Source organism: Streptomyces globisporus (assembly GCF_003501885.1).
GTDB classification, from domain to species: domain Bacteria; phylum Actinomycetota; class Actinomycetes; order Streptomycetales; family Streptomycetaceae; genus Streptomyces; species Streptomyces globisporus_D.
In genome coordinates this window covers 1-23,532 of record NZ_QWFA01000086.1, presented here as the reverse complement: position 1 = coordinate 23,532, position 23,532 = coordinate 1, and the positions used below count along the sequence as shown (strand labels likewise).

24 protein-coding genes, 1 tRNA gene and 2 pseudogenes are annotated in these 23,532 nt (G+C 72.3%); 15 read left to right on the top strand and 12 right to left on the bottom strand.

Annotation, left to right across the window (positions count from 1 at the left end; genetic code table 11):
- The coding region (locus D3105_RS17575) for a DeoR family transcriptional regulator (protein WP_133305689.1) at nucleotides 1-238 on the bottom strand (238 nt) is incomplete at its 3' end.
- Nucleotides 239-544: 306 nt separating this feature from the next.
- Between D3105_RS17575 and D3105_RS17570 the strand changes: the two genes are divergently transcribed.
- Nucleotides 545-2,959, top strand: coding sequence for a polysaccharide lyase 8 family protein (locus D3105_RS17570; RefSeq protein ID WP_118904119.1), 2,415 nt, complete (start codon nucleotides 545-547; stop codon nucleotides 2,957-2,959).
- Between the two features lie 16 nt (nucleotides 2,960-2,975).
- Here the strand turns inward: D3105_RS17570 and aac(3) are convergent, their stop codons facing one another.
- Nucleotides 2,976-3,830 carry an aminoglycoside 3-N-acetyltransferase gene (gene aac(3) / locus D3105_RS17565; protein WP_118904118.1) on the bottom strand — a complete coding sequence of 285 codons (855 nt, stop codon included), beginning with the start codon at nucleotides 3,828-3,830 and terminating at the stop codon, nucleotides 2,976-2,978.
- Between the two features lie 99 nt (nucleotides 3,831-3,929).
- Here aac(3) and D3105_RS17560 point away from each other — a divergent pair, with 99 nt between their 5' ends.
- The 3 genes and pseudogenes from D3105_RS17560 to D3105_RS17545 all read left to right on the top strand — a co-directional run bounded on the left by D3105_RS17560 (nucleotide 3,930) and on the right by D3105_RS17545 (nucleotide 6,267).
- Nucleotides 3,930-4,442, top strand: coding sequence for a DinB family protein (locus tag D3105_RS17560; RefSeq protein ID WP_118904120.1), 513 nt, complete (start codon nucleotides 3,930-3,932; stop codon nucleotides 4,440-4,442).
- A gap of 102 nt (nucleotides 4,443-4,544) precedes the next feature.
- Nucleotides 4,545-5,309, top strand: coding sequence for a transporter substrate-binding domain-containing protein (locus D3105_RS17555; protein WP_118904117.1), 765 nt, complete (start codon nucleotides 4,545-4,547; stop codon nucleotides 5,307-5,309).
- A 259-nt stretch (nucleotides 5,310-5,568) separates the two neighbouring features.
- Nucleotides 5,569-6,267: pseudogene (locus D3105_RS17545) on the top strand (ATP-binding cassette domain-containing protein).
- 43 nt (nucleotides 6,268-6,310) lie between these two features.
- On the opposite strand, the gene D3105_RS17540 reads toward D3105_RS17545, so the two are convergent.
- The 4 genes from D3105_RS17540 to D3105_RS17530 form a co-directional block, all read right to left on the bottom strand.
- Complete coding sequence (locus D3105_RS17540) at nucleotides 6,311-6,811, bottom strand: GNAT family N-acetyltransferase (RefSeq protein ID WP_118904116.1); 501 nt, start codon at nucleotides 6,809-6,811, stop codon at nucleotides 6,311-6,313.
- 62 nt (nucleotides 6,812-6,873) lie between these two features.
- The gene (locus tag D3105_RS34590; RefSeq protein ID WP_165891034.1) at nucleotides 6,874-7,041 is read right to left on the bottom strand and encodes a DUF6381 family protein; all 168 of its coding nucleotides are present in this window, start codon (nucleotides 7,039-7,041) and stop codon (nucleotides 6,874-6,876) included.
- A 193-nt stretch (nucleotides 7,042-7,234) separates the two neighbouring features.
- A complete protein-coding gene (locus D3105_RS17535; protein ID WP_010069830.1) occupies nucleotides 7,235-7,414 on the bottom strand; it encodes a hypothetical protein in 180 nt (59 codons plus the stop codon).
- A 91-nt stretch (nucleotides 7,415-7,505) separates the two neighbouring features.
- The gene (locus tag D3105_RS17530; protein ID WP_118904115.1) at nucleotides 7,506-7,940 is read right to left on the bottom strand and encodes a hypothetical protein; all 435 of its coding nucleotides are present in this window, start codon (nucleotides 7,938-7,940) and stop codon (nucleotides 7,506-7,508) included.
- A 201-nt stretch (nucleotides 7,941-8,141) separates the two neighbouring features.
- On the opposite strand from D3105_RS17530, the gene D3105_RS17525 reads away from it, so the two are divergent.
- A complete protein-coding gene (locus tag D3105_RS17525; protein WP_118904114.1) occupies nucleotides 8,142-9,389 on the top strand; it encodes an ATP-binding protein in 1,248 nt (415 codons plus the stop codon).
- Nucleotides 9,386-10,513, top strand: a complete 1,128-nt coding sequence (locus D3105_RS17520) for a tetratricopeptide repeat protein (protein ID WP_118904113.1) — start codon at nucleotides 9,386-9,388, stop codon at nucleotides 10,511-10,513. Before D3105_RS17525 ends, D3105_RS17520 begins: the two co-directional genes overlap by 4 nt.
- Before the next feature lie 39 nt (nucleotides 10,514-10,552).
- On the opposite strand, the gene D3105_RS17515 is transcribed toward D3105_RS17520, so the two are convergent.
- A complete protein-coding gene (locus D3105_RS17515) occupies nucleotides 10,553-11,527 on the bottom strand; it encodes a sporulation protein (protein ID WP_118904112.1) in 975 nt (324 codons plus the stop codon).
- Nucleotides 11,528-11,914: 387 nt separating this feature from the next.
- Here D3105_RS17515 and D3105_RS17510 point away from each other — a divergent pair, with 387 nt between their 5' ends.
- The 5 genes from D3105_RS17510 to D3105_RS17490 all read left to right on the top strand — a co-directional run bounded on the left by D3105_RS17510 (nucleotide 11,915) and on the right by D3105_RS17490 (nucleotide 16,017).
- Nucleotides 11,915-13,252: a hemolysin family protein gene (locus tag D3105_RS17510; protein ID WP_118904111.1), complete on the top strand. Its 1,338-nt coding sequence runs from the start codon at nucleotides 11,915-11,917 to the stop codon at nucleotides 13,250-13,252.
- Nucleotides 13,249-14,265 (top strand): hemolysin family protein, encoded by a 1,017-nt coding sequence (locus D3105_RS17505; protein WP_118904110.1) that lies wholly within the window; start codon nucleotides 13,249-13,251, stop codon nucleotides 14,263-14,265. The genes D3105_RS17510 and D3105_RS17505 overlap by 4 nt, the downstream gene beginning before the upstream one ends.
- A 126-nt stretch (nucleotides 14,266-14,391) precedes the next feature.
- Complete coding sequence (locus tag D3105_RS17500) at nucleotides 14,392-15,012, top strand: L-threonylcarbamoyladenylate synthase (protein WP_030717770.1); 621 nt, start codon at nucleotides 14,392-14,394, stop codon at nucleotides 15,010-15,012.
- A gap of 31 nt (nucleotides 15,013-15,043) precedes the next feature.
- On the top strand, nucleotides 15,044-15,676 hold the full coding sequence (locus D3105_RS17495; RefSeq protein WP_118904109.1) for a hypothetical protein: 633 nt from the start codon (nucleotides 15,044-15,046) through the stop codon (nucleotides 15,674-15,676).
- 116 nt (nucleotides 15,677-15,792) lie between these two features.
- A complete protein-coding gene (locus D3105_RS17490; protein WP_065480053.1) occupies nucleotides 15,793-16,017 on the top strand; it encodes a hypothetical protein in 225 nt (74 codons plus the stop codon).
- A gap of 69 nt (nucleotides 16,018-16,086) precedes the next feature.
- Here the strand turns inward: D3105_RS17490 and D3105_RS17485 are convergent, their stop codons facing one another.
- The 4 genes and pseudogenes from D3105_RS17485 to mptB all read right to left on the bottom strand — a co-directional run bounded on the left by D3105_RS17485 (nucleotide 16,087) and on the right by mptB (nucleotide 20,105).
- On the bottom strand, nucleotides 16,087-16,620 hold the full coding sequence (locus tag D3105_RS17485) for an AAA family ATPase (RefSeq protein ID WP_118904108.1): 534 nt from the start codon (nucleotides 16,618-16,620) through the stop codon (nucleotides 16,087-16,089).
- Nucleotides 16,617-17,558: an ATP-binding cassette domain-containing protein gene (locus D3105_RS36075; RefSeq protein ID WP_425315743.1), complete on the bottom strand. Its 942-nt coding sequence runs from the start codon at nucleotides 17,556-17,558 to the stop codon at nucleotides 16,617-16,619. Before D3105_RS36075 ends, D3105_RS17485 begins: the two co-directional genes overlap by 4 nt.
- Before the next feature lie 135 nt (nucleotides 17,559-17,693).
- Nucleotides 17,694-18,293 (bottom strand): annotated as a pseudogene (locus D3105_RS36070) (ATP-binding cassette domain-containing protein); the annotation flags it as partial.
- Nucleotides 18,294-18,602: 309 nt separating this feature from the next.
- On the bottom strand, nucleotides 18,603-20,105 hold the full coding sequence (gene mptB, locus D3105_RS17475; RefSeq protein ID WP_118904106.1) for a polyprenol phosphomannose-dependent alpha 1,6 mannosyltransferase MptB: 1,503 nt from the start codon (nucleotides 20,103-20,105) through the stop codon (nucleotides 18,603-18,605).
- A 136-nt stretch (nucleotides 20,106-20,241) separates the two neighbouring features.
- Between mptB and D3105_RS17470 the strand changes: the two genes are divergently transcribed.
- A tRNA-Trp gene (locus D3105_RS17470) sits at nucleotides 20,242-20,317 on the top strand.
- 17 nt (nucleotides 20,318-20,334) lie between these two features.
- On the opposite strand, the gene D3105_RS17465 is transcribed toward D3105_RS17470, so the two are convergent.
- Nucleotides 20,335-20,604, bottom strand: coding sequence for a hypothetical protein (locus tag D3105_RS17465; RefSeq protein WP_003964175.1), 270 nt, complete (start codon nucleotides 20,602-20,604; stop codon nucleotides 20,335-20,337).
- 160 nt (nucleotides 20,605-20,764) lie between these two features.
- Here D3105_RS17465 and D3105_RS17460 point away from each other — a divergent pair, with 160 nt between their 5' ends.
- The 3 genes from D3105_RS17460 to D3105_RS17450 all read left to right on the top strand — a co-directional run bounded on the left by D3105_RS17460 (nucleotide 20,765) and on the right by D3105_RS17450 (nucleotide 23,407).
- On the top strand, nucleotides 20,765-21,385 hold the full coding sequence (locus D3105_RS17460; RefSeq protein WP_118904105.1) for a DinB family protein: 621 nt from the start codon (nucleotides 20,765-20,767) through the stop codon (nucleotides 21,383-21,385).
- 99 nt (nucleotides 21,386-21,484) lie between these two features.
- Nucleotides 21,485-22,318 carry a PP2C family protein-serine/threonine phosphatase gene (locus tag D3105_RS17455; RefSeq protein ID WP_118904104.1) on the top strand — a complete coding sequence of 278 codons (834 nt, stop codon included), beginning with the start codon at nucleotides 21,485-21,487 and terminating at the stop codon, nucleotides 22,316-22,318.
- Between the two features lie 63 nt (nucleotides 22,319-22,381).
- Nucleotides 22,382-23,407 (top strand): MASE1 domain-containing protein, encoded by a 1,026-nt coding sequence (locus tag D3105_RS17450; RefSeq protein WP_165891033.1) that lies wholly within the window; start codon nucleotides 22,382-22,384, stop codon nucleotides 23,405-23,407.
- The last annotated feature ends 125 nt before the right edge of the window (nucleotides 23,408-23,532 follow it).

The window sequence follows — 23,532 nt, the reverse complement described above, 5'->3', positions numbered from 1 at the left end:
CCACCAGCCCTTCGGCGGAGGGTGCGGGGGCCGGGGCGGGCCGGGACTGCCCGGATGGCCACACCACCGCGCCGTGCATCCGCTCCACCAGACCCTGGGCCGCCAGCGCCTCGACGTCCCGGCGCAGGGTGACGGCGGACATGCCGAGCTCCTCGGCGAGTTCGGCGACGCGCAGGCTGCCGCGCTCGCGGACGAGTTCGAGCACCCGCTCGTGGCGCTGGTCGACGTGCAGTCGCATGGATCCCCCTGGACTCGGAGACGGCTGGGCTCTCAACCATATCGATCGCATCCGCTCGAAACGATCCGAGCGGAGTTTTGCCCCGTGCGACGGGCGCACGCCGGTTCCTGCCCGAGAGTGACGTACACGCCCGGAGAACCGATCGATACGATCAATTCAGCCAAAGTCATTGAGCGAGTCGTCAGGCGGCTGCTAGAAAGTGCCCGCCCGCTCAGAACAGTCGGATCCCGGGGTCGGTTCAGTGTCTGCCCATGCACCGCGCGCCGGGTTCCCGCCGGAGACACGTCACCGACCCGGAGCTCTCCCATGACTTCTGCCTGGTCCCGCCGTACCTTCCTGGCCACCTCCGCGGCGCTCACCGCCGCGGGCGGCGGAGCGCTGATGCTCGCCACGCCCGGCGCCGCATCCGCCGCCCCCGAGGACGACCCGTACACCGCGCTCCGCACGACATGGAGCGCGCTGATCCTCGGTGAGGGGTTCAGCCCGACCGCCGAGCCCTTCAAGAGCCGGCTGGCCGATCTCGGCGCGAAGGCGTCGCAGTGGCTGAAGACAATGGCCCCGGCGGACGGCTCGCTCTGGCCCGACGCCGTCTTCGCGGATCCCGACCCGGACACGGACGCCGAGTCGTACGTATTCTCCGGGCGGATGGCCGACAGCTTCATCCGCCTGAACACCATGGCCCAGGCCTACCGCCAGCAGGGCACCGGACTGACCGGGAACACCGACCTGCGCGACGCCGTGCTCACCGGCCTGGAACACCTCAACACCCAGGTCTACAACGACGGGCAGACCCGGTACGGCAACTGGTACAGCTGGCAGATCGGCGCCCCGCAGGCCCTGCTGGACGTGTGCGTGCTGATGTACGACGCGATCACCGCGGAGCGGCTCGCCCGCTACTGCGCCGCCGTCGACCATTTCGTACCGGACTCCGCCGTCGCCTCGTACACCGGGACCAGTACCGGGGCGAACCGGGTCGACCTGTGCCGGGTGCTGGCCCTGCGCGGGGTCGTCGGCGGGAGCGCGGCGAAGATCGCGCTGGCCCGGGACGCACTCTCCCCCGTCTTCCCGCTGGTGACGAAGGGCGACGGGCTGTACGCCGACGGCTCGTTCATCCAGCACACCACCGTGCCCTACACCGGCAGCTACGGATCGGTGATGCTCGGCGGCCTCGGCCTGCTGTTCGCGCTGCTGAAGGGGACCACGTGGGAGGTGACCGACCCGAAGCGGCAGGTGGTGTTCGACGCGGTGGAGAACGCGTGGGCCCCGTTCCTCTACAACGGCCTGGTCATGGACTCCGTCGCGGGGCGCGCGATCAGCCGGGGCGAGGTCGACGACCACCGGCGCGGGCACCCCATCATGGCCTCGATCGTGCTGCTGGGGCGGGGAGCTTCGGCCGCGGAGAACGCCCGGTGGCGGGCGCTCGTCAAGGGCTGGGCGCAACGCGACTACTACAGCCCGCCGTTGAGCAACCCCTCGCTCGGGCTCACCGCACTGGCCCGGATCAAGAGCGTCCTGGACGACACCTCCCTCACCTCGATCGCCGAGCCGGCGGGCCACCGGCTCTTCCCCGACATGGCCCGGGCCACCCACCGCCGTCCCGGCTGGGCGGCGTCGCTGAGCATGGCCGACCGGCGGATCACCTTCTACGAGACCGGCAACGGCGAGAACCTGCGCGGCTGGCACACCGGGAACGGAATGCTCTACTGGTGGGGCGACACCTTCGCCAACGGCCAGTACAGCGACGCGTTCTGGCCCACCGTCGACCCGTACCGGCTGCCCGGCACCACGGTCTCGCGCAAGGTGCTCGCCGACGGCGCGGGCGGCGACTGGGGCGTAGCGCTCCCGGATGTGAACTGGGTCGGCGGGGTCACCGACACCAAGCGCGCCGCCGTGGGCCAGTACCTCAAGGGCCTGTCCAGCACGCTGATGGCGAAGAAGTCGTGGTTCTTCCTCGACGACACGGTGGTGTGTCTGGGCGCGGGCATCCACGGCCGCGACGGCACGGCCGCGGAGACCACGGTCGACAACCGCAATCTGGGGCCGACGGGCAACGCCCCGTTCACCGTCGACGGCTCGGCGAAACCGGTCTCCGCCCCTTGGTCGGCGACGCTGTCCGGCGCGTCCTGGGCGCACCTGGCCGGGCACGGCGGTTACGTGTTCCCGGGCGGGGCGAGCGTGAAGGCGCTGCGGGAGAACCGGACGGGGCGCTGGCGCGACATCAACCGGGCGGGCTCCACGGATCCGGTCTCCCGGAAGTACCTCACCCTCTGGTTCGACCACGGCACGGACCCGTCGGACGCCACGTACGCGTACCAGCTCCTGCCCGGCGCGTCGGAACAGCGCACGGCGGCACGGGCGGCGGACAGCGGCTGGCTGCGCGTGCTCGCCAACACGGACGACCAGCAGGGGGTTGCGGTCCCATCGCTCGGGCTGACGGCGGTCAACTTCTGGTTCGGCGGGAGCGTCGGGCCGCTGGTGGCGGACGCCCCGTGCTCGGTGATGGTGACCGAGCACGCCGACGGGACGGCGACGGTGTGCGTGAGCGACCCCATGCGGGCGCGCACCAGCCTGACCCTCACCTGGAACCGGGCCGTCGCCTCGGTCGTATCGAAGCCGGCAACGGTGACGTCGGCGACCACGGGCGCATCGCTGCGCCTCGTCTTCGGCTATCTGTCCGGTACGCGCGGGGCGACGCAGACGGTCAAGGTGCGGCTGGCCTGAGCAGTCTGGCCGACCGTCACGCGGGGGCGTTCAGGTGCTCCTCGATCCAGCGGACGCCGAAGTCGACGGCGGGACCGGCATCGAACAGGCGGCTCTCGGCCGCCCCGACGGTGCCGGTCCGGCCGATGCCCGCGTCGAGCATGGCCCGGACGATGACCGCGAACGGGTCCTGCCCCCCGGGCACGACACGGGAGTAGTCGAACGCGCCGTCCGTCGAGTCGATGTCGTGGAAGGTGCGCCAGACCCGGACGCCGTCCACGCGGACGGGCTGCTCGTACGTCACGAACCGCTTGCCGGGTGCCTGGGCCAGCGACTCCGCCAGGTGGAGCAGCGTCATCGTCTCGCCGGGCGCCCCGAGCAGCAGGACCCGGCCGCCGAGGGCGACGAGGCGGGCCAGCGGGCTGCCGGGGCCGTGCGGGTCGTCCCAGGGGTGGTCGGCCATCAGCGCGGCGGCGGACGGGCCGAGCGCCGCGAGACTCGCGTCGGGGTGGCGGCTGCGCACCGCCCCCGGCCGTCGGCGCAGGGCCTCGGGGAGGCGGCCGTTCGTGTGGTCGGCCTCGCTCACTTCTGGGTCGTACGCGGGATGGTGGGCACGCACGGCGTCCTGCCAGGCGCCGGGCCAGGTGGTGAAGTCGTACGGCGGGGCGTCGTTCCAGCTGCAGGCGACCATCAGCGTGCCGGTCGGGCCGACGACGTCGAGGAGGGCGTCGATGACGGTCTGGGGGCCGCCCGGGACATAGCCGATCGCGGACAGGCGCGTATGGAACATCACGGTGTCGCCCGGTCCGAGGCCGAGCGCGGCCAGGTCGTCCGCGATCCGGTCGCGTGTCACCGGCCCCCCGGAGCGCCGCAGCAGTTCTCGTACGTCCATGGCCCACAGCCTAGAGGCGGCTGCGCGGAAACCCGGCTGCCAGGGGAACGCCCGGACGGACATACTGTCGGCCGGCACCACGGACCGAGGATAATGATCATGAAGAGTGACGACCGGGTCGGGCCCCCGCTCCTGGGCGGTGAGCGCGAGACGCTGCGGGCCTTTCTCGACTACCACCGCGGCACCCTGGCCCTGAAGTGCGCGGGGCTGAGCGACGAGCAGCTCCGCGAGCGGTCGATGGAGCCGTCCACCTTGTCGCTGCTGGCTCTGCTCCGGCATCTGGCGGAGGTGGAACGCGCCTGGTTCCGGCGGGTGTTCGAGGACGAGGAGGCTCCGATGGTGTGGTCGGAGAAGCCGTTCGACTTCCAGGCGGCGTACGACGCGAGCGCCTCGACCGGACCCGAGGCGTTCGCCGCCTGGGAGGCGGAGGTGGAGACCTCGCGCCGGATCGAGCGGGAGGCGGCTTCGCTGGACCTGGTGGGGCGTCAGCCGCGCTGGGAGAAGGACGTCTCGCTGCGGATGGTCATGGTGCACGTCCTGCTGGAGTACGGCCGCCACAACGGTCACGCGGACCTGCTGCGGGAAGGGGTGGACGGCACGGTGGGGGCGTGAGTACGTGGTGCGGTCCCCTGGTAGCTCCGGGGGGCCGGTCGGGCGGGAGCCCTGTCCCGTACGCCGGTCGACCGCCAGAGGCTCCCCCGTAGACTCGGCTCCATGACTCAGCAGCCGACGTCCGCCGCCCTGGTCGCCGCGTTCGCGCCCGGCGGCGCCCTGCGTGCCTCGATCAACCTCGGCAACCCGATCCTGGCCCACCGGGATTCGGTGAGCGGGGAGCCGGCCGGGGTCTCCGTCGATCTGGCCCGGGAGTTCGGGCGGCGGCTCGGGGTGCCCGTGGAGCTGGTGGCCTTCGAGCGGGCCGCGCTGTCGGTCGACGCGGTACGGGCCGAGCGGGCGGACATCGGGTTCTTCGCGGTCGACCCGGCGCGGGGCGAGGGGCTGCGGTTCACCGCCCCCTACGTCCTCATCGAGGGCAGCTACCTGGTGCCGGAGCATGCCCCGATCGCCGAGAACTTTCAGGTGGACCGCGACGGCACCCGGATCTCGGTAGGGGCCGGGTCCGCCTACGACCTCTTCCTCACCCGCGAGATCCGCCACGCCGAGGTCGTCCGGCTGGAGGGCGCCCCGCGCGCGCTCGCGGCCCTGCGGGCGGGCGAGGTCGACGTGGCCGCCGGGATCCGGCAGTTGCTGGAGGCCGAGGCCGCGCGGGAGGAGTGCGTACGGGTGCTGCCCGGGCGGTTCATGGTGATCCAGCAGGCCATGGGGGTACCGGCCGGACGAGGGGCGGCGGCGCAGGAACTGCTGGCGTCGTTCGTGGAGGAGATGAAGGCGGGCGGTTTCGTCGCGGAGGCACTCAAGCGCCATGGCGTCGAGGGCGCGTCGGTGGCCCCCGCCAGGGAGATCTCGGTGGAAGCCAGGTAGGCGAGTCCTCGCTGCTCCCGGAGCCGGCCGTGGTGGGCGAGGCGGATGCGGTGGTCGTCCCCGTCGGGAGCCCTGCCGGTCCAGGCGGCGGCCGCGACGGACGGGAGGCGCGGCACCAGCAGGGTCGTCACATCGTCGAAGCCCGTGATGGATTCGGCGAAGACGGTGGCCTCCACCCCGGCGACCCGGTCGTCGGGGATGTCGTGGGACGCGTCGGCCCGGGAGCCGTGGCAGCCGCGCGAGGCGAGGAGCACCCCGTATGACCAGCACCGTTGACCGAGGCGCCACCGGGGCTTCCGACGGCCTGCCTGACGCCCTGTTGCGCGTCCGCGACCTGCGCGTCTCCTACCCCGGGCGGGGCCGCCGCGCGCCCCGCGCCGAGATCCCCAAGGGGGGTCTCCCTCGACATCGGGCCGGGCGAGACGCTCGGTCTGGTGGGCGAGTCCGGTTCGGGCAGGACGACGATCGGCCGGGCCGTCCTCGGGCCGGCCCGCGTGCAGTCGGGCTCGCCCGGATCGCCGAACTCCTCGACCGGGTACGTCTGCCGGCCGACGCGGCGGACCGGCTGCCCCGGGAGTTCTCCGGTGGGCAGCGCCAACGCGTCGCCATCGCCCGGGCGTTGGCGTTGCTGCCCCGGCTGGTGATCTGCGACGAGCCGGTGTCGGCCCTGGACCTGACGACCCGGCGCACGGTGCTCGAACCGCTGCTGGAGATCCAGGAGGAGTCCGGCGTCGCCCATCTCTTCGTCACGCACGACCTGACGGTGGTCCGCTTCATGAGCCACCGGGTGGCGGTGATCCGGGGCGGCGAACTCGTCGAGAGCGGCGACGCGCGGAGCGTCACCTCCGAGCCCCGGCACCCCTACACACGGGCGCTGATGCTCGGCGCGCCCGTCGCGGACGTCACGGAGCAGCGACGACGCAGGGAGGCGGCGGCGCAGGGGGCGGCACCGGCCTGACCGACCGGGCGATCCCGATCACCGGGCGACCGGCCGCCGGAGGTCAGCGGCGGAGGGTCAGCACGCGGGTGGTGCTGCCGTCGTCCTCCTCGATGTCCCTCACGTACGCGAAGCCCATCCTGTCCAGCAGGGTCAGCGAGGCCTCGTTCGCGGCGGCGACGGTGGCGTGGACCTCGTCCAGTCCGAGGCTGTCGAAGCCGTGGGCGACGACGGCCCGGGCCAGTTCGGTGCCCAGGCCGGAGCCCCACGCCGTGGGCGCGAGGGCGTAGATGATCTCGTGGCCGTCGACGGTGTCGGTCCGCTTGATCTCGGCGTGCCCGACCAGGCGGCCGTCGCGGCGGACGGCCCAGACGGCGAAGAGATCCTGGGCGTAGACCTTGGTGAAGACACGTCCGAACAGCGCCCGGTCCTCCGCCTCGGATGATGGGCCGTCGCCCATCCATCGGGACACCCTGGTGTCCTGGAACAGGGCGACGAAGTCCTCTTCGTCCTCGGGGGCGTACGGCTCCAGCAGGAGCCTCTCGGTGCGCAGAGTGGGGGTCACGGCGCGTGACGCTACCCGGGCGGCGGGCGCCCGGGCAATCGGCTTTTCCCGTACGGCCGCGGCTAGCGACCCGGGTCGGGCGTGGGCTCCTCGCGGAGCAGCCGCAGGGCTTTGGCCCGCAGTCGTCGACGGTGCTCGGGGTCGGTGGCCCGGTCGGCGGCGCGGCCCAGTTCCTCGGCGCGTTCACGGGTGCGGCGGGCTCGCTCCTCCGGGCTGTCGTACAGGTTCATGGGGGTGTCCTCCGTCGTGGGTCCTCCGTCGGCGACCGGCGTTGTGTGCGCGACCGGAGCCCCAGCGTCACCGGAGTCGGTGCGCTCCGCATCTCGTGCGGCTACGTTCGGTGACGGCGCCGGGGGTACCGGCCGACGCCAGGCATCGGCCCCACCGCCGGTCGCATGGGCGGTGGGGCCGTGAGGGGACGGTTCAGCGTCGGCGCGAGCCGCCGATCCGGGTGCCCGCGCCCACGCCCGCGACGTGGAGGGCGAGGAGCATGAGGCCGAGCAGCATCACGTTGGTCGACGCGAACACGTCGTTGGTGGAGATGTCGGCCGCGTTGATGAGGAACGCGATGAAGAACAGGACTGCGGCAGCTGTACCGAGCATGGGGAGCTCCTTCCGAGCGGTGACCTCCGTGTGCCCGGGATCGCGGGGCGTACGCCGGGGTGGGCATGCGTCAACTCGTAGGTACAGCACGTCAGTCGGCGCTGTGGTCCGGATGCCCCTCGGTCCGCCGTGCCGCCTTCATCTCGGCTTCGTAGAGGTGGTCGCGGCCCTCGGCGAGTTCCTGCCTGATCTCCCGTTCGATCGCCCGGAACACGTCGTAGTAGGTGGTGTTGTACTCCTCGACGATCTGGAACGTCCAGTGCCCGGGAATGACGTTGCGGCCCAGGATCTCCTGTTCGACCTGATCGGCCCGGCGCCCGTGTCCCGCCGCGCGGAGCAGTCGTACGGCATCGTCGAGGGCCAGGTCCGCGCTCCCGGTGAGCTGGTGGAAGTCGTACAGGGCGCCCCGGGCACGCTCCGCTGTCTCCAGCGCCTTCGACAGGGCACCGAGCGCCTCGACGGTCGTGTCGGTGACGCCTTCGGGGCGCCGGTGCCGCGGATCGGGCGGAGGGGTTCCAGGGTTCATGGGACTCCTTGTCCAGGTGGGTGGCCTTCGCTCCCCAGCTTCCTCCGTCTGCCGCGCCGGGGCACGTCGAGGTGGCCGGCATCATGCAGATCGACGCGCTCGGTCGGGACACCGCGGACTGCCTGAGCACCTGCGTGACGCCGTGACCCATGGCCATACCCCGCCTGGACTCCCGTCAGGAGGCCCACTTACAAAGGGACGATGCCCGAAGATCTTTCCGCTCACGAATCCCCGCTGATCCGGAGTCTGCGCAGCGCTGTCGCAGCCGCTCCCGACGACGTACCGCTACGCCTGCACCTGGCCGAGCTGCTTCTCACCTCGGGTGCGCACGAGGCCGCCGTCTCCGAGGCGGCGGTGGCCCTGCAGCACGCGCCGGGGGACGCAGCCGTGCGGGAGCTGCTGATGCGGGCGATGGGCGGACCCGCGCCCGACCCCGAGGTGGCTCCGTCCGGCCCGGGGTTCAACTGGCGGGCCGCCGAGGAGGAGGTCGAAGGTATCGTCGAACCGCGCTTCGTGGAGTCCGCGTTGACGGTGGACGGGAGTGGGGACCCGGGGGACGCCGACGCCTTCGACGTGACCGGACCCGGGGCGGTTCGCCTCGCGGACGTCGGCGGGATGCGTGAGGTCAAGGACCGCCTCGAAGCCGCGTTTCTGGCCCCGATGCGCAATCCCGAACTGCGCAGGCTCTACGGCAAGAGCCTGCGCGGCGGGCTGCTCCTGTACGGTCCGCCCGGCTGCGGAAAGACGTTCATCGCACGGGCCGTCGCGGGTGAACTCGGCGCGAGTTTCCTGTCCGTGTCCGTGAACGACGTTCTCGACATGTGGATCGGCAACTCCGAGCGCAACATGCACGAGGTCTTCAGCACCGCCCGGCGCAAGGCGCCCTGTGTCGTGTTCCTCGACGAGCTGGACGCGCTGGGCGGGAAGCGGAGCCGCACGCAGAACAGCGGGATGCGCAACACCGTCAACCAGCTCCTGACCGAGCTGGACGGCATCGACTCCGACGCCAACGAAGGTGTGTTCGTCCTGGCCGCGACCAATGTCCCCTGGGACATGGACATCGCCCTGCGCCGTCCGGGGCGACTCGACCGCACGCTGCTCGTCCTGCCGCCGGACGCCGAGGCCCGGGAGGCGATCCTCCGCTACCATCTGCGCGAACGCCCGGTGGAAGGCGTCGACCTCAGCCGCGTCGTCAAGGCGACCGACGGGCTCTCGGGCGCCGACCTCGCCCATGTCTGCGAGACGGCGGCCGAGACCGCGCTGCTGGACTCCGCCAGGACCGGGACCATCCGCATGATCGGCACGCCGGACCTGCTGGCCGCGGCGAAGGTCGTGGTGCCTTCGAGCGAGCCGTGGCTCGCCGCGGCCCGGAACGTGGCGATGTTCGCGAACGAGGGCGGGATGTACGACGACCTCGTGACCTACTTGAAGAAGAGGCGCAAGCTGTGACGACGGCCCAGGCGGAGCTGCAGCGGGCCGAGGCCCTCCATGAGATCGGCCGCTACGAGGACGCGGCGGCCCTTCTCGCCCAGCTGCTCGCGCACGACCCCGACCACACCCGCGCCTGGGTCGCTCTGGCCCGCACCGAGCTGAAGCGGCAGCGGTTCAAGGAGGCACTCGAAGCGACCGACCAGGCCCTGGAGCGTCATCCCGAGTACGTCGACGCGCTCCTCGTCCGGTCCCAGGCGGTCCGGTTCACGCCCGGCGGGATCGCCGCCGCCGAGGAGGCCCTGCGCGAGGCGGTCCGCATCAGCCCGGAGTTCTGGGGTGGTTACGCGATGCTCGCCGATGTCGTGTTCCGGCGGGCTCTGGTCCGCTTCGCGCAGGAGTCCGGGAAGACGGAGCTGGCGGGCGAGGACATGCCCGCCCTGGCCACGGAAGGCGCGGCCCTGGCCAGGGAGGCGATCCGGCTCGGCCCCGAGGAGGTCTACGCGTACGAGATCGCCCTGTTCATCGCGCAGATGTCGAGGGCCGAGGAGGACGCGGACGAGTTCGAGCGCGCGATCCTGCGAATCGACCCCACGCATCGCGAGGCGTTGGCCCGGCAGACCGCGAAGGCGGCGGAGCCCGACAAGAGCCTGCCGCGCCGGGCGACCGAACTGTACGCCGACGCGCTCGCCGTGGCGCCCGGGAACGCCTCGCTGCGCAGCGGTCTCGACAAGGCCACCTTCCGCCTGCTGCGCGGCACCCGCTGGCTCGCCATCGCCTGCGTCGTCGCCGCGGGAGTGACGATCGACCTGTTCGCCACCGCCGACGATCCGGTCCAGCGCGAACTGCCCCTGCCGCCGGGCCAGCGGATCTGGCTGCTGTGCTGCATGGCGGCGATCTGGGGTTTCGGAGCCTGGCGCACGTATCGCCGGCTCCGCACCGGCGTGCGACTGAACGTGCGTTCCCTGATCCGCCGCGACGTGTGGGCCCGCGTCGTCGTCGGTCAGGCGTCCTTCACGACGCTGTGCGCCCTGCTCATCACCCAGGTCCCGTGGACCGACCGGTCCTGGCCGCAGATTCTCTTCTGGTCGGGGCTGGTGGTGCCGTGGCTCACGATCTCCTACGACCACCGCAGGACACGGTGAGGCGCAGAGGCCCCGGTGGACCGGGGCCTCTGCGGTTGTTCAGCCCTCCTCCTCGTCCTCCTCGCCCTCCTCGCCCTCGAAGGCGTCGCCGATCTCGTCGACTACCTCGGCCGCGACCATGCCGCCGACGACCCCCACGGCCACGCCCGCCGCGACCCCGGCCACCACCGCGCCCGCGCCGGGGCCCGAGCGGTGCCGGTCGCCGTGGTCGTCACCGTACGAGGACGGCGCTCCATGGGCCTCGCGGCCGGCGATGACCTCCTTCAGCCAGGCGTCGACCTGGGCGTTCCAGTCGGTCTGCGGGGCCGCGTGGTGGGATGCGGTGAAGCGGTGAACCGTGTCGTGGCCTTCGGAGAAGAGCCCGGCGCGCTTGTCCGCCTCGATGACGACCTCCAGGCCGCCCGGTGCGGCGATGAAGGTCACCTCGATCTCGTTCACGGCCTGCGCGTGGCCGGCCGGCGGGAGGATCTCGATCTCCTGGTAGCAGGGGAGCTGCTGGCCGGTGCCGCGGATGTGGCCGAGCTCCAGGTCCGCGGAGCTGAAGGCGTAACCGAGCTGGCCGAAGGCCTCCAGGATCGCTTCCTGCGCGGGCAGCGGTCCCACCGCGAGCGCGTCGAGGTCGCCCTTGTCGCGTGCCCCCGCGATCTCCAGCTCCGTCCGGATGCCGAGCACGGGGCCGAGGTGCTGGCCGTGGAGTTCCGTGATGGGCGTCTCCCACGGCAGGGTGACGGAGAAGGGCACCGTGTGGTCGGCCTCCTCCGCCAGCCGGAACCCTCCGCCGACGGTGAACCGTTCGAGGACGACCGTGCCCTCGTCCTCTTCCTCCTGGCCCTCCCTCTCGACCCGGGCGACGAGGAGAAGGGAGATCCGGTCGACCGTCACGTCCGACCCGCCGCCGCGCAGGCGGACCTCTCCGGAGAGGGGACCACCGGGCAGGGCCGGACCGGGTTGCAGAACGGTGTCGACCGAGGGGCCACCGACCCCGAGGGCTCCGAGCAACTTCTTGAACACCATGTGCGGCGTCCGCTCCTTCTTTGGATGGGCGATCGAGGGGGGCGTGAGCCTCCTCGCCGGGCAGAAGCTCCCGGGAGGTAAAGGATTTCCCAAGCCCGCGACCGCTACGCACGGTTCCGGCCATCAAGATCGCGGCCGACCGCCCGCAGCCGCGCCCCGTCACCCACCGCGAGGCGCTTTCCCCCGGGCGGCACTCCGTGTGACACCCGCCACCCCCCCATTGCTTTGCGTTCCCTTTACTATCTATCAGACGGGTTTCACACCCGTCCCCCACCGTCGATCCCGACGACCCGAACAGAGAAGGAGCTGCAGCACCGCAATGGGTGAGCCTCCCAGTACGAACCGTGTCATCCCCGACCCCGCACACCAGGGGACGGAGGTGACACGGTGAGCGAAGTGGTCCTTCTTCTCCTCGCCCTCGCGCTGACACTGGCCTGTGCGGTGTTCGTCGCGGCGGAGTTCTCGCTCACGACCATCGAGCGGAGCGAGCTCGAACGCGCCGCGAAGGCCGGTGAGCGCGGCGCCGAGAGCGCACTCAAGGCGGCCAAGCGGCTCACTTTCCAGCTCTCCGGCGCCCAGCTCGGCATCACCGTGACCTCCCTGGTCATCGGCATGCTCGCCGAGCCGTCCCTCGCGGTGCTGCTGCGCGGCCCGCTGGAGGCAGTCGGGCTGCCGTCCGGCGCCGTGTCCACGGTCGCGACGCTCCTCGGTGTGGCCGTGTCCACCGTGGTCCTCATGGTCGTCGGCGAGCTGGTCCCGAAGAACTGGGCGATCTCCAGCCCCCTCACGGTTGCCAAGGTCGTCTCGACCCCGCAGCGGGCGTTCACGGCGGCTTTCGGCCCGCTGATCCGGCACCTCAACAACACCGCGAACCGCTTCGTGCGGCGACTGGGCCTGGAGCCGGCCGAGGAGCTGGCCTCCGCCCGTACGCCGCAGGAGCTGATCGCGCTCGCCCAGCACTCCGCCCGCGAGGGCGCCATCGAGCAGGACTCGGCCGAGCTGTTCGTCCGTACCCTGCACCTGGCCGAGCTGTCCGCCGAGAACGTCATGACGCCGCGCGTCGACGTCCGGGCGCTGGAGGCGCACGCCACCGCGGCCGACGCCGCCAACCTCACGCTGGCCACCGGCCTGTCCCGTTTCCCGGTCTACCGGGACAGCCTGGACGAGGTCATCGGCACGGTCCACATCCGCGACATCCTCGCCCTGGACGAGTCGGAGCGGCCCCGGACCCCGGTCACGGCGCTCGCCACCGAGCCGCTCCTCGTGCCCGACTCGCTGCCCGTCGACCGGCTGCTCGCGCAGCTGCGCAAGCACCGGACGATGGCCGTGGTGATCGACGAGTACGGCGGTACGGCGGGGGTCGCCACCGTCGAGGACATCGTGGAGGAGGTCGTCGGCGAGGTCCGTGACGAGCACGACCCCCATGAGCGCCCCGACCTCGCACCGGCCGAGCCGCTCGGCGACGGCCGCCAGGTCTGGGCGGCCGAGGGCAGCATCCGGCTGGACCAGCTCGACCGGATCGGTTTCACCGCGCCGGAAGGCCCGTACGAGACGCTCGCCGGACTGCTCGCCAACCAGCTGGCCCGCATCCCCGTCCGCGCGGACCGGGTGGAGGTCGACGGCTGGCAGTTCGACGTGCTCGACATCGAGCACCACCGGGCCGACCGGGTCCGGATCACCGCGCCCGCTCCGGCGCTGGCCCTCGTGGAGGAGGACGCCCGATGACCACGATTCAGCTCGCCATCGGCGCGCTCACCCTCCTCACCAACGCGTTCTTCGTGGGCGCGGAGTTCGCGCTCATCTCGGTCCGCCGCAGCCAGATCGAGCCGCAGGCCGTCCGGGGCAGCCGTCGGGCCAAGAGCACCCTGTGGGGCCTCGAACACCTGTCGGCCGCCATGGCGACCGCGCAGCTCGGCATCACCATCTCCTCGCTGGTGCTGGGCGCCGTCGCGGAACCGGCCATCGCCCATCTGCTGGAGCCGCCGTTCGACGCGGTCGGCGTGCCCGAACCGCTGGTCCACCCGATCGCGTTCGTGATCGCGCTGACGCTGGCGACGTATCTGCACATGCTCATCGGCGAGATGATCCCGAAGAACATCGCGCTGGCCGCCCCCGTCGCCACCGCCCTGGCGCTGGGGCCGTCCCTGGTGGCCCTGACCCGGGCGCTGCGCCCGGTCATCTTCGGCATCAACGCCTTCGCCAACATGCTGCTGCGGCTGCTCAAGGTGGAGCCCAAGGACGAGGTCGCGTCGGTGTTCACCGACGACGAGCTCGTGCGTCTGGTGAAGGACTCCAGCGACGCCGGGCTGCTGGCCCCGGCCGACGGCGAGCGGCTGCGGGACGCCCTGGAGCTCGGGACCCGGCCGGTCGGCGAGGTGATGGTCCCGCTGAACCGGACCGTCACCGTCGACCTGGGCATCACCCCGCAGGGCCTGGAGCGGGCCGCGGTCGCCTCGGGCTTCTCCCGACTGCCTGTCACCGGCCCGGACGACGGGCTGCTGGGCTACTTCCACATCAAGGACGCCCTCGGTGTCGCGGAGCGCACCAAGGCGCTGCCGACGAGCGCCCTCCACCCCGTCATCCGGGTCGAGATCGACACCCCGCTCGACGACACCCTCACCGCCATGCGTGCCGCCGGTACGCATCTCGCGGCGGTCACCGGAGGCAAGGGCACGGTCATCGGCTTCGTGACCATGGAGGACGTCCTGGACGAGCTGGTGGGAGCCGCCGCGGTCTGACCGGCCCGGCGGTGAACACCGGCGTACGAAACGGAAGAAGGGGCGGACCGTCGCGCGGCGGTCCGCCCCTTCACGCTTCCGTGCGCAGGGCTCTCCCGGTCCTGCCCGAACGCGTAAGCTCGGCGAATGGCCAAGTACTTCGACGTGCACCCCGCAAATCCCCAGCCCCGCACCATCGGCACGGTGGTCGACAGCATCCGGTCCGGTGCGCTCGTCGCGTACCCGACCGACTCGTGCTACGCCCTGGGCTGCCAGTTGGGCAACCGCGACGCCATCGACCGGATCAAGTCGATCCGGAATCTCGACGACCGGCACCACTTCACGCTGGTGTGCCACGACTTCGCGCAGCTGGCGCAGTTCGTCCGCGTGGACAACGACGTGTTCCGCGCGGTCAAGGCGGCCACTCCCGGCAGCTACACCTTCATCCTCCCCGCGACGAAGGAGGTCCCCCGCCAGTTGCTGCACCCGAAGAAGAAGACGGTCGGGGTACGCATCCCCGACCACGTCGTCACCCAGGCGCTGGTCTCCGAGCTCGGCGAGCCGCTGCTCTCCAGCACCCTGCTGCTGCCGGACGAGGAGGAGCCGCTGACGCAGGGCTGGGAGATCAAGGAGCGGCTCGACCACGAGGTGGACGCCGTCATCGACTCGGGCGACTGCGGCACCGAGCCGACCACGGTCATCGACTTCTCCGGCGACGAGCCCGAGATCGTACGCCGCGGAGCCGGGGACACGTCCCGCTTCGAGTGATCCGGGGCCGTGCCGGGGCAGACTGGCGGTCGTGACGGGTGAGCGACTGCGGTTCGACGGCTGGATCGCCGGTGTGGGGACCTCCTCGGGAACCCGGCTGGTGGTCGGTCACTGGCCGCGTTCGCCGTTCGGGGCGTTCAGCGACGTCATGGTCGAGCATCCGGACGGCGAACGGGTCCTGCTGGCCCCGTCCCAAAGGATCGCGGACTTCGTCGCCGCCACCTACCGCTTCGACCGGATCGAGGTGGTGCCCGTGTCCGTCACCGCCGTCGCCCCGGCCGGGGACTCCGTCTGGCTCGTCGAGGCGGGGCCGCTGCGCCTGCGGCTGCGCACCGGCCGCCGGTCGGCCCTCGGCCTGATGCTGTCCGCCGTGCCGGCCCCGTTCGCCCGCAGCCCGGTCTGGGCGGCGCTGTGCGACGTACCTGCCCGGTTGCTGATGCCCGGCGTACGCACCCTGGGCCGCGCGGGCCCGGGGCGGCGCGAGTGGTACGGGGCGCGAGGGCTTCGGCCCGTCGTGGCCGCCGACGCCGTGCTGGACGGGGTGGGCCTGGGCGCGCTCGCCCCGCTCGATCCGCCGGTCGCCTTCGGATTCGGCTCCGCCCCGCGCAGCCCTTCCCTGGTCCGCGTCACCACAACGGTGGAACTCGCGCCCGCCGGGCGTTGAGGGCCCCCGCGGCCCCCGGGGGCGGTGCGGAGGCCTTTTCCGGGCCGCCGTCGGACCGCTCGCGAAGAGGTCCGGCCGGGGATGCGAGGGTGCGGGGCGCGTCGCAGGGTGGACGCATGGCAAATCCCCCGATCGTCATCCACCGTCCGACCCCCTCGGGCGGTCGCCGGGTGACCGTGCACTACGAAGGCCGGGACGAGATACTCGGGCTGGCCCACAGCGACCACGACGTGATCGTGTTCCTGAGCGAGGCCGGCCTCGAAGAAGCGGACCGGATCCTCGACAACCCGGTCTGGGTGGAGTGGCGGGGCGGGCGGGCCCACAGCTACGAGGCGGCCTGAGAGCCCGCCGCCACCCGCACCGCACCCGCCCCGCATCTCCGAGTCACCTCGCGGCGGCCCGCACGCGGCTCACCCGCGCAGTCCGTCGAGGATGGCCGAAACCGTCTCATCGGGCGTCTGGCCGGACGTGTCCAGCCACAGCCCGATACGCGGCGTCCCGCTCCGCAGATGCGCGTCGAAGGCCTCGACCGTCCACGCCCCGTACCCGGTCTTGCCCCGCCCCTCCTCCCGCTCGCGCACGGTTCCCGGCGAGGGCGCGAGCACGACGACGTGCAGCGGGCGGGTGCGGACCCGGTCGACGTAGCGCCCCAGGTCCTCGCCGAGCACGATGTCCTGGACGACGGCCGTCCATCCGTCGTCCGCGTAGGCGTCGGCCACCTGCGCGGAGATCCGCTGGCGCAGATCGAGCTGGCGCCGCGCCTCATCGGCCTCGTCGGGTGTCATCTCCGCCCGGCCGGAGACGATCATGCGGCGGAAGACGTCGCCGCGCACATGGACCGCCCGCGGCAGGCTCTCCGCGAGGAGCTGGGCCACGGTGGACTTGCCCGCGGCCATCACCCCGGTGATCAGGACGACGCAGGGGCCCAGGTCGACGCCCGTCATACCGTGCCCGCCCGCGTACTTTCCGCGCTCCCGAACAGTTCGCGGATCTCGTCCGCGTCGCTCTCCCGCAGCTCGTCCTCCAGCAGGATCCACCGGGTGATGCCCACGGATTCCAGGAACGGCAGATCGTGGCTCGCGATGAGCAGCGCCCCCTCGTAGGACTCCAGGGCGCTCGTCAGCTGGCGCACGCTGGCCAGGTCGAGGTTGTTCGTCGGCTCGTCCAGCAGGAGCAGCTGCGGGGCCGGGGCGGCGAGCATCGTCGCCGCGAGCGCGGCCCGGAAGCGTTCGCCGCCCGAGAGCGTGCCCGCCGGCTGCTCGGCGCGGGCGCCCTTGAAGAGGAACCGGGCGAGCTGGGAGCGGATCTGGTTGTCGGTGGTGCCGGGGGCGGTGCGGGCGACGTTGTCGGCGACGCTCAGCGCGTCGTCGAGGACGTCGAGGCGCTGCGGGAGGAATTTCAACGGCACCGCCGCCCTGGCCTCTCCGGTGCTCGGCGCCAGTTCCCCGGTGAGCGTGCGCAGGAAGGTGGTCTTGCCGGCCCCGTTGCGGCCGATCAGGCCGATACGCTCGGGTCCCTGCACATGGAGGCTGCCCTCGCGCAGCCGCCCGTAGGGGAGGCTCAGGTCCCGTACGGTCAGGACGGTGCGACCCGCGGGCACCGCGGTATGGGGCAGGCTCACCTTGATCTCGGCGTCGCGGCGGATGGCCTCGGCGGCTTCCTCCCTGCGCTCGCGGGCCTCGTCGAGGCGGTCCTCGTGCAGTCCGCGCAGCCGGTCCCCGGACTCCTGGGCCGAGCGCTTGCGCTCCCCCGCGACGATGCGCGGGGCCTTCCGCTGGCCGTCCAGCTTCTTGTCGTGGCGCTGGCGGCGGGCCACCTTGATCCGGGTCTCCTCCAGCTCGCGCTGCTGACGGCGTACGTCCGCGTCGGCGGCGCGCAGCATCCGCCCGGCGGCCTCCTGCTGGGTGGCGAGGGCCTCCTGGTACGCGGACCAGCCGCCCCCGTACCAGCTCACCGAGCCCGAGCGGAGTTCGGCGATACGGTCGACGCGCTCCAGCAGGTCCCGGTCGTGGCTGACGATGATCAGGATGCCGGTGCGCCAGGAGTCGACGGCGTCGTAGAGCCTGCGGCGGGCGAACAGGTCCAGGTTGTTGGTCGGTTCGTCGAGGAGGAGGACGTCCGGGCGTTCCAGGAGCAGCGCGGCCAGGCGCAGGAGGACGGTCTCGCCGCCGGACAACTGCCCGACGGTGCGGTCCAGTTCGACGGCGCCGAGCCCCAGGGAGCCGAGGGTGGCCAGGGTGCGTTCCTCGACGTCCCAGTCGTCGCCGACGGTTTCGAAGTGCTCCCCCCGTACGTCGCCGGACTCGATGGCGCGCAGGGCGGCCCGCCGCTCGGCGATACCGAGAGCGGCGTCGACGCGGAGACCGGTGTCCAGGGTGATGTTCTGGGGCAGGTAGGCGAGGTTTCCGCCAACGGTGACGGACCCCGACGCGGGGCGCAGGAGTCCTGCGAACAGGCGCAGGAGGGTCGACTTGCCGGCGCCGTTGGCCCCGGCCAGACCGGTGCGGCCCCGGGGGACGGTGAGGGAGAGCCCGTCGAAGAGGTTCGTGCCGTCGGGCCACCGGAAGGTGAGGTTGGAGGCGGCGACGGAGGCGCCGGGCGCGGTGGGATGGCTCATGGGAGTTCTCGCAGTCGGAAGCGGAGGAACAAGGGGCTTCGTATGCGAACAGCACGCGGCGACCCGGCCGGGGGCCGGAGAGTGGTGGGGAGAACAGTCCTGCGAAGGTGAGGGACTGCTCAGCACCGAGGTCGCATCCACGCGGAAGTCACGGGCGGCAGAAGAGCCGACAGCGTCGTGACCGTGTACGGGCCAGGGCCGTACCGCGCGATGATCGCGGACCTCAGATGCGCAACGTCCACCTCTATCGGAGACAACAGGACCCGCCCAGCGTAACGGAGGATCTTGCGGAGCGTCGAGGGGATTTGTTCACGGGGTGTTCTGCGGGGCCGGGGCGGGAGCCGGGGAAGCCGCGCTGTCCTGGTGCTCCGTCGCGTCCTCGGGGCTGCGCCGGCGGGGCAGCCGGACGCCCGGGGGCACGACGGGGGTCCGTCGGATCGCGAGGGTGCCGAGGACGGCGGCGAGTCCGGCGAGGGCGAACCCGTAGGGCGGGGTGGCCCCCATGGGGTGCGTCTCGTACACCAGGGCCGTCGAGAGCACGATCAGAACGGCGGAGAGGCGCCCGTACGGTGCGGTCGCGGCGACGACGGCCGTGCCCCAGAGCAGGTACCAGGGCTGGACCATGGGCGACAGGGCCACCAGCGCGAGCAGGGAGAGACCCAGCGCGTGGGCGGGCGTGAAGGTGCCGCGCATCGCGCGGCGGCCCAGGACGAGGATCAGGCCGACCGCGACCGCCAGGCCCAGCGTCTGGACGGCGGACTTGACCGGCTCCGCGTCGACGTCCAGCAGCAGGTGGGCCAGCTCTCCCAGACCGAGGCCGAGGTCGCTGGTGACGGAGAGCGCGGTGTGGATGTTCGCGGCGACGCCCTGGGTGGTGAGCCAGCCGAATCCGGTGCCGCTGACCAGCGTGGCCCCTGCGGCGACCGCGCAGGCGATCAGGCCGGGCGCGAGGAGCCCCTTGGCCCGGCGGCGCCACTCGGGGCCCGTCGCGGCGGCGTGTACGAGGACCCCGATGAACAGCAGCGACACGGCCGCCGGCGACTTGACCATCATGGCGAGTCCGACCAGTGCGCTGCCCGCGATCCACTTTCCGCGCAGGGCCAGGGCGAAACCGGCGAGCATCAGGCCGATCATCAGCCCGTCGTTGTGCACGCCGCCGACCACATGGATCAGCAGCAGCGGGTTGAGGGCCCCCAGCCACAGGGCGCGGCTCTCGCTGCGGCCGTGCTCGCGCGCCAGGCGGCGCAGGGACCAGACGATCAGGGCGAGCGAGGCGAGTGCGACGAGCCGCAGCGCCAGGACGGCGGGAACGATCGTGCCACCGGTGGTCCAGGCGACGGCGGCGGAGATCAGCAGGAAGAGCGGCCCGTAGGGGGCGGGGGTGTCGCGCCAGTGGTTGCCGACGCTCGCTGCTGCATCGCCGCCGATTCCGCCGGGATCCAGGGCGGAGGGGCCGACGGTGTAGACGTCGTGCCCTTCGACGACCATCGAGCCCTGGGCGATGTAGCTGTAGACGTCGGCGCTGTAGAGCGGGGGCGCGAGCAGGAACGGAGCCGTCCACCAGGCGAGGGTGACGAGGGTGTCGCGGGCGGTGGAGGCGGTCTTGCCGTACTGCCACCAGGCCACGACGAGCACGGTCAGCCCGATGTAGGCGACGGCGGCGGCCACGGCCTTCGTGGCGGACCCGTGGTCGGTCCACAGGCCCCAGGGGTCGTGGACCGGCAGCTTTCCGGCGAACCAGCCGCCGCCGACGATCGCCAGGGATCCCACCGCACCCAGCCGCCGGTGTCCGACCGCGCTCAAAGCCCACATGACCGGCCAACCTATCGGACGGCCCGGACCAGTCCGCATCCCCTCCCCCGGCTCAACGTCATACCCGCGCAAAGCCGCACCCGCGTAATCCAGTTGGCGCGAGCTCGGGGGCGTGCCAGGCTTCAGCCCGTACCCAAGGGGCGTAGCTCAGCGGCCAGAGCGGCGGTCTCCAAAACCGTATGTCGCAGGTTCGATTCCTGCCGCCCCTGCCATCACCACCCGGCCTTCCTCACCGCACGTCGCCACGCCAGTCCCACTGGTGGCTGTCCGGCGACCGCGGCCCGTACTCGGCGCGTCCGCCGGGCCCGTAGGCGCCGATCTCGGTGACCAGCCCGACGCCGTCACGCAGATCCGCCTCGCCCCAGCCGGTGACGTCGAGCAGCAGCCCGTCGAGCGGGCCGCCGACCAGCTCGCGGTAGTCGTGCCCCGGCCTCGGTCCCGGGCGGGGGTCGTCGTGGTCGGTGCCGTACACCCGTCGCTGCCTCATCAGCTCGTCCATGCGGGCAGCATCCCACCGAGCACTGACAACGGCTCGGTACGAGCGTCCATCCGGCCACCGTCCGGCGGCGGACCGTGCGGTGCCGGGCCGTCCGGCCGAGCCCGTCGGCCGCCGCCGGAAACGGCGCGCGCCCGCCCGTCGGCTGTGGCACGCTCCACCGGTGACCACACCACCGCGCCTGATCCCCCTGCTGGAGCAGTTCGACTTCGCCTGCGAGCGGCTCCTCGCCCGCCTGGCCGGTCCCGTCATGGACAGCGGCAACGGCGTCGACATCGGCGTCACCCCGCTCGGCGACGACGAGTACCTCTGGGAACCCGTGCCCGACTGCTGGTCCGTACGCCGTAGCGGCGACGGGCCCGGGGCGCGGGCGACCGCTCTGGCCGGGGCCGGTGACTGGGGACGGGACACGGCGGGCTCCCCGCATCCGTTTCCCCCGCCGTTCACCACCATCGCGTGGCGCCTGAGCCATCTCTCCGAGATGCTCGCCCTCCGCGCCGACCACACCCACGGCGGCAGGACGCTCTCCCGCGAGGACTACCGCACTCCGGGGGACGCCGCCGGGGCGGTGGCCGCCTTCGAGACCGCCTCCGCCTCCTGGCGCGAGGCGCTGCTCACCGCCGACGACACCGCCCTGGACACCGTCGGGTACAGCACGTATCCGAACGGCAGCGACGCCGAGGATCTCTTTGTCGACGTCGTCTGGTGGGTCAACCAGGAGGTGCTGCACCACGGTGCCGAGGTCGCCCTCCTCCGCGATCTGTATCGCGCCCGCCCCTCCTGAACGGCGCGCCACCGCGTCCGTGGGTACGCGGTCGCCGCAGTCGCCGCTGCGGGTGACCCGCCATATGATTCAGGGACTTAACGCACCGCGGAGCGGCACATGAACCGGCGTCGGACTCCCCGCTCAGCCAGCGCCGAGGACCTGCTCAACACCTTGCAGGACCTCACCGCGCGCGCTCGGCGCGAGGTGGAGTTCCACCAGGCCAGGGTGGAACTCGCGCAGGCCCTCCAGCGCGACATGCTTCCGGCGGCCCTGCCCACGCTCCCCGGTCTGCAGTCCGCCGCCCGCTACGCACCGGCCCGCCACGGCCTGGACATCGGCGGCGACTGGTACGACGGCTTCCCCCTCGCGGACGGGGCGCTCGGCTTCGCCATCGGCGACGTACAGGGGCATGACGTCGAGGCGGCCGCCTTCATGGGGCAGGTCCGGATCGCGATGCGGGCCATCGCGGGCACGGCGTCCGATCCGGGCGAGATCCTGAGCCGCACGAACGATCTGCTGGTGTCCGTGGACTCCGGGCTCTTCGCGACCTGTACGTTCCTGCGGCTGGACCCGACGACCTGGGAGCTGCACAGCGCCCGGGCCGGGCACGTGGCGTCCGTGTGGGCCACCACGGGGGGCCGGTCCGGGGTCACGGAGGACCCGGGCGGCATGCCGCTGGGCATCGAGCCCGGCGAGGGCTATCCCGTCACCCGGCGCACCCTCGACTGCGACGGGGCGATCGTGCTGCTCACCGACGGGGTCGTCGAGGGGCCGTCGCTGCTGATCGAGGAGGGACTGGAACGGGTCCGGCAGCTGGTGGCCGCGCACGCCGGGGCGAAAGCGGCGCAGCTGGCCGACGAGGTCCTGGGCGCGACCGAGATGACGGGCCACGAGGACGACGCCGCCGTCCTGGTCCTGCGGCATGCCGCCGCCCGCCGCGGAGCCCGGTGACGCCGGACCGTACCGCGCGTGTCACCTGCCGACTCCCACCGCGGTCGGTGTCTGATGAGTGGTGTGATCCGCAGCAGGGAAGCCAGACGTCGGGCCGTGTACGTGGCACAGATCCTTGGCGTGGCCGGCGCCTACTACCTGGCGGGGCGGCTCGGGCTGATGCGCCAGGTCGTCATCGACGGTGCGGTCGTCACTCCGCTGTGGCCGCCCACCGGTATCGCCCTGGCCGCGCTGCTGTGCCTGGGCGCCCGCGTCTGGCCGGGCATCGCGCTGGGCACGCTGGTCACGGTCACCGAGATCGGCGACGCGTTCACGGTGAGCCGTCTGGCCATCATGCTCGGCAACACGGTCGCCCCGCTGGCCGCGTACGCCCTGCTGCGGAGGGTCGGCTTCCGCAATGAGCTGGTCCGGCTGCGGGACGGCGTCTGCCTGGTCTTCCTCGGCGCGTTCGCGGGGATGCTGATCAGCGCCACCATCGGCAGTTTCACGCTGCTGCTCGACGGCAAGGTTCCGCCGGGGCGGTTCTGGCTGGTCTGGGCGGCCTGGTGGGCGGGGGACGCGATGGGCGTGCTGGTGGTCACCCCGGTCCTGCTGGTCCTGCGCGGAGTGCGGTGGCCCCGCCCGAGCGACCGGTGGCTGGAGGCGTCGGTTCTCGCGGTCGTCGTGGTCGTGTCGTCGTTGCTCGCCACGCGCAGCTCGCTGTCGATGATCTATCTGGTGTTCCCGGTGATCATCTGGTCGGCCCTGCGCTTCCAGCTGCCGGGCAGCGCGCCGTGCGCCCTGGTCGTCTCGGTGCTCGCCATTCTCGCCGGTACGGACGCGCTGGGACCGTTCGCCGGGCACAGCCTGATGGAGATCATGGCCAATCTCTCGCTGCTCAACGGATGCGTCGCGCTCACCGCGCTGCTGCTCGGGGCCATCGTCGCGGAGCACAAGAACATCCGCCGCGAGACGGAGTACGCCGTCGAGGAGCTGGAGGCACTGGTGGAGCAGCTCGCGCCGCTGTCGGGGCCGGACCCGCGGCGGTACGAGGACAGACCGCGTCGGCACGGCCCGCTGGACGGCGGCCCTCACCCGGATGACCCGTAACGCGGACGGAAGCCCCCTGAGGGGGACGGATGTCCCGAAACTCGCATGGGCGCATCGGCGCGCGCCCGAAGAGGTCGGGGGGCGGGGCCCGTCAGTACGGCAGGGGGCGGCCGGAGGGGGTGCGC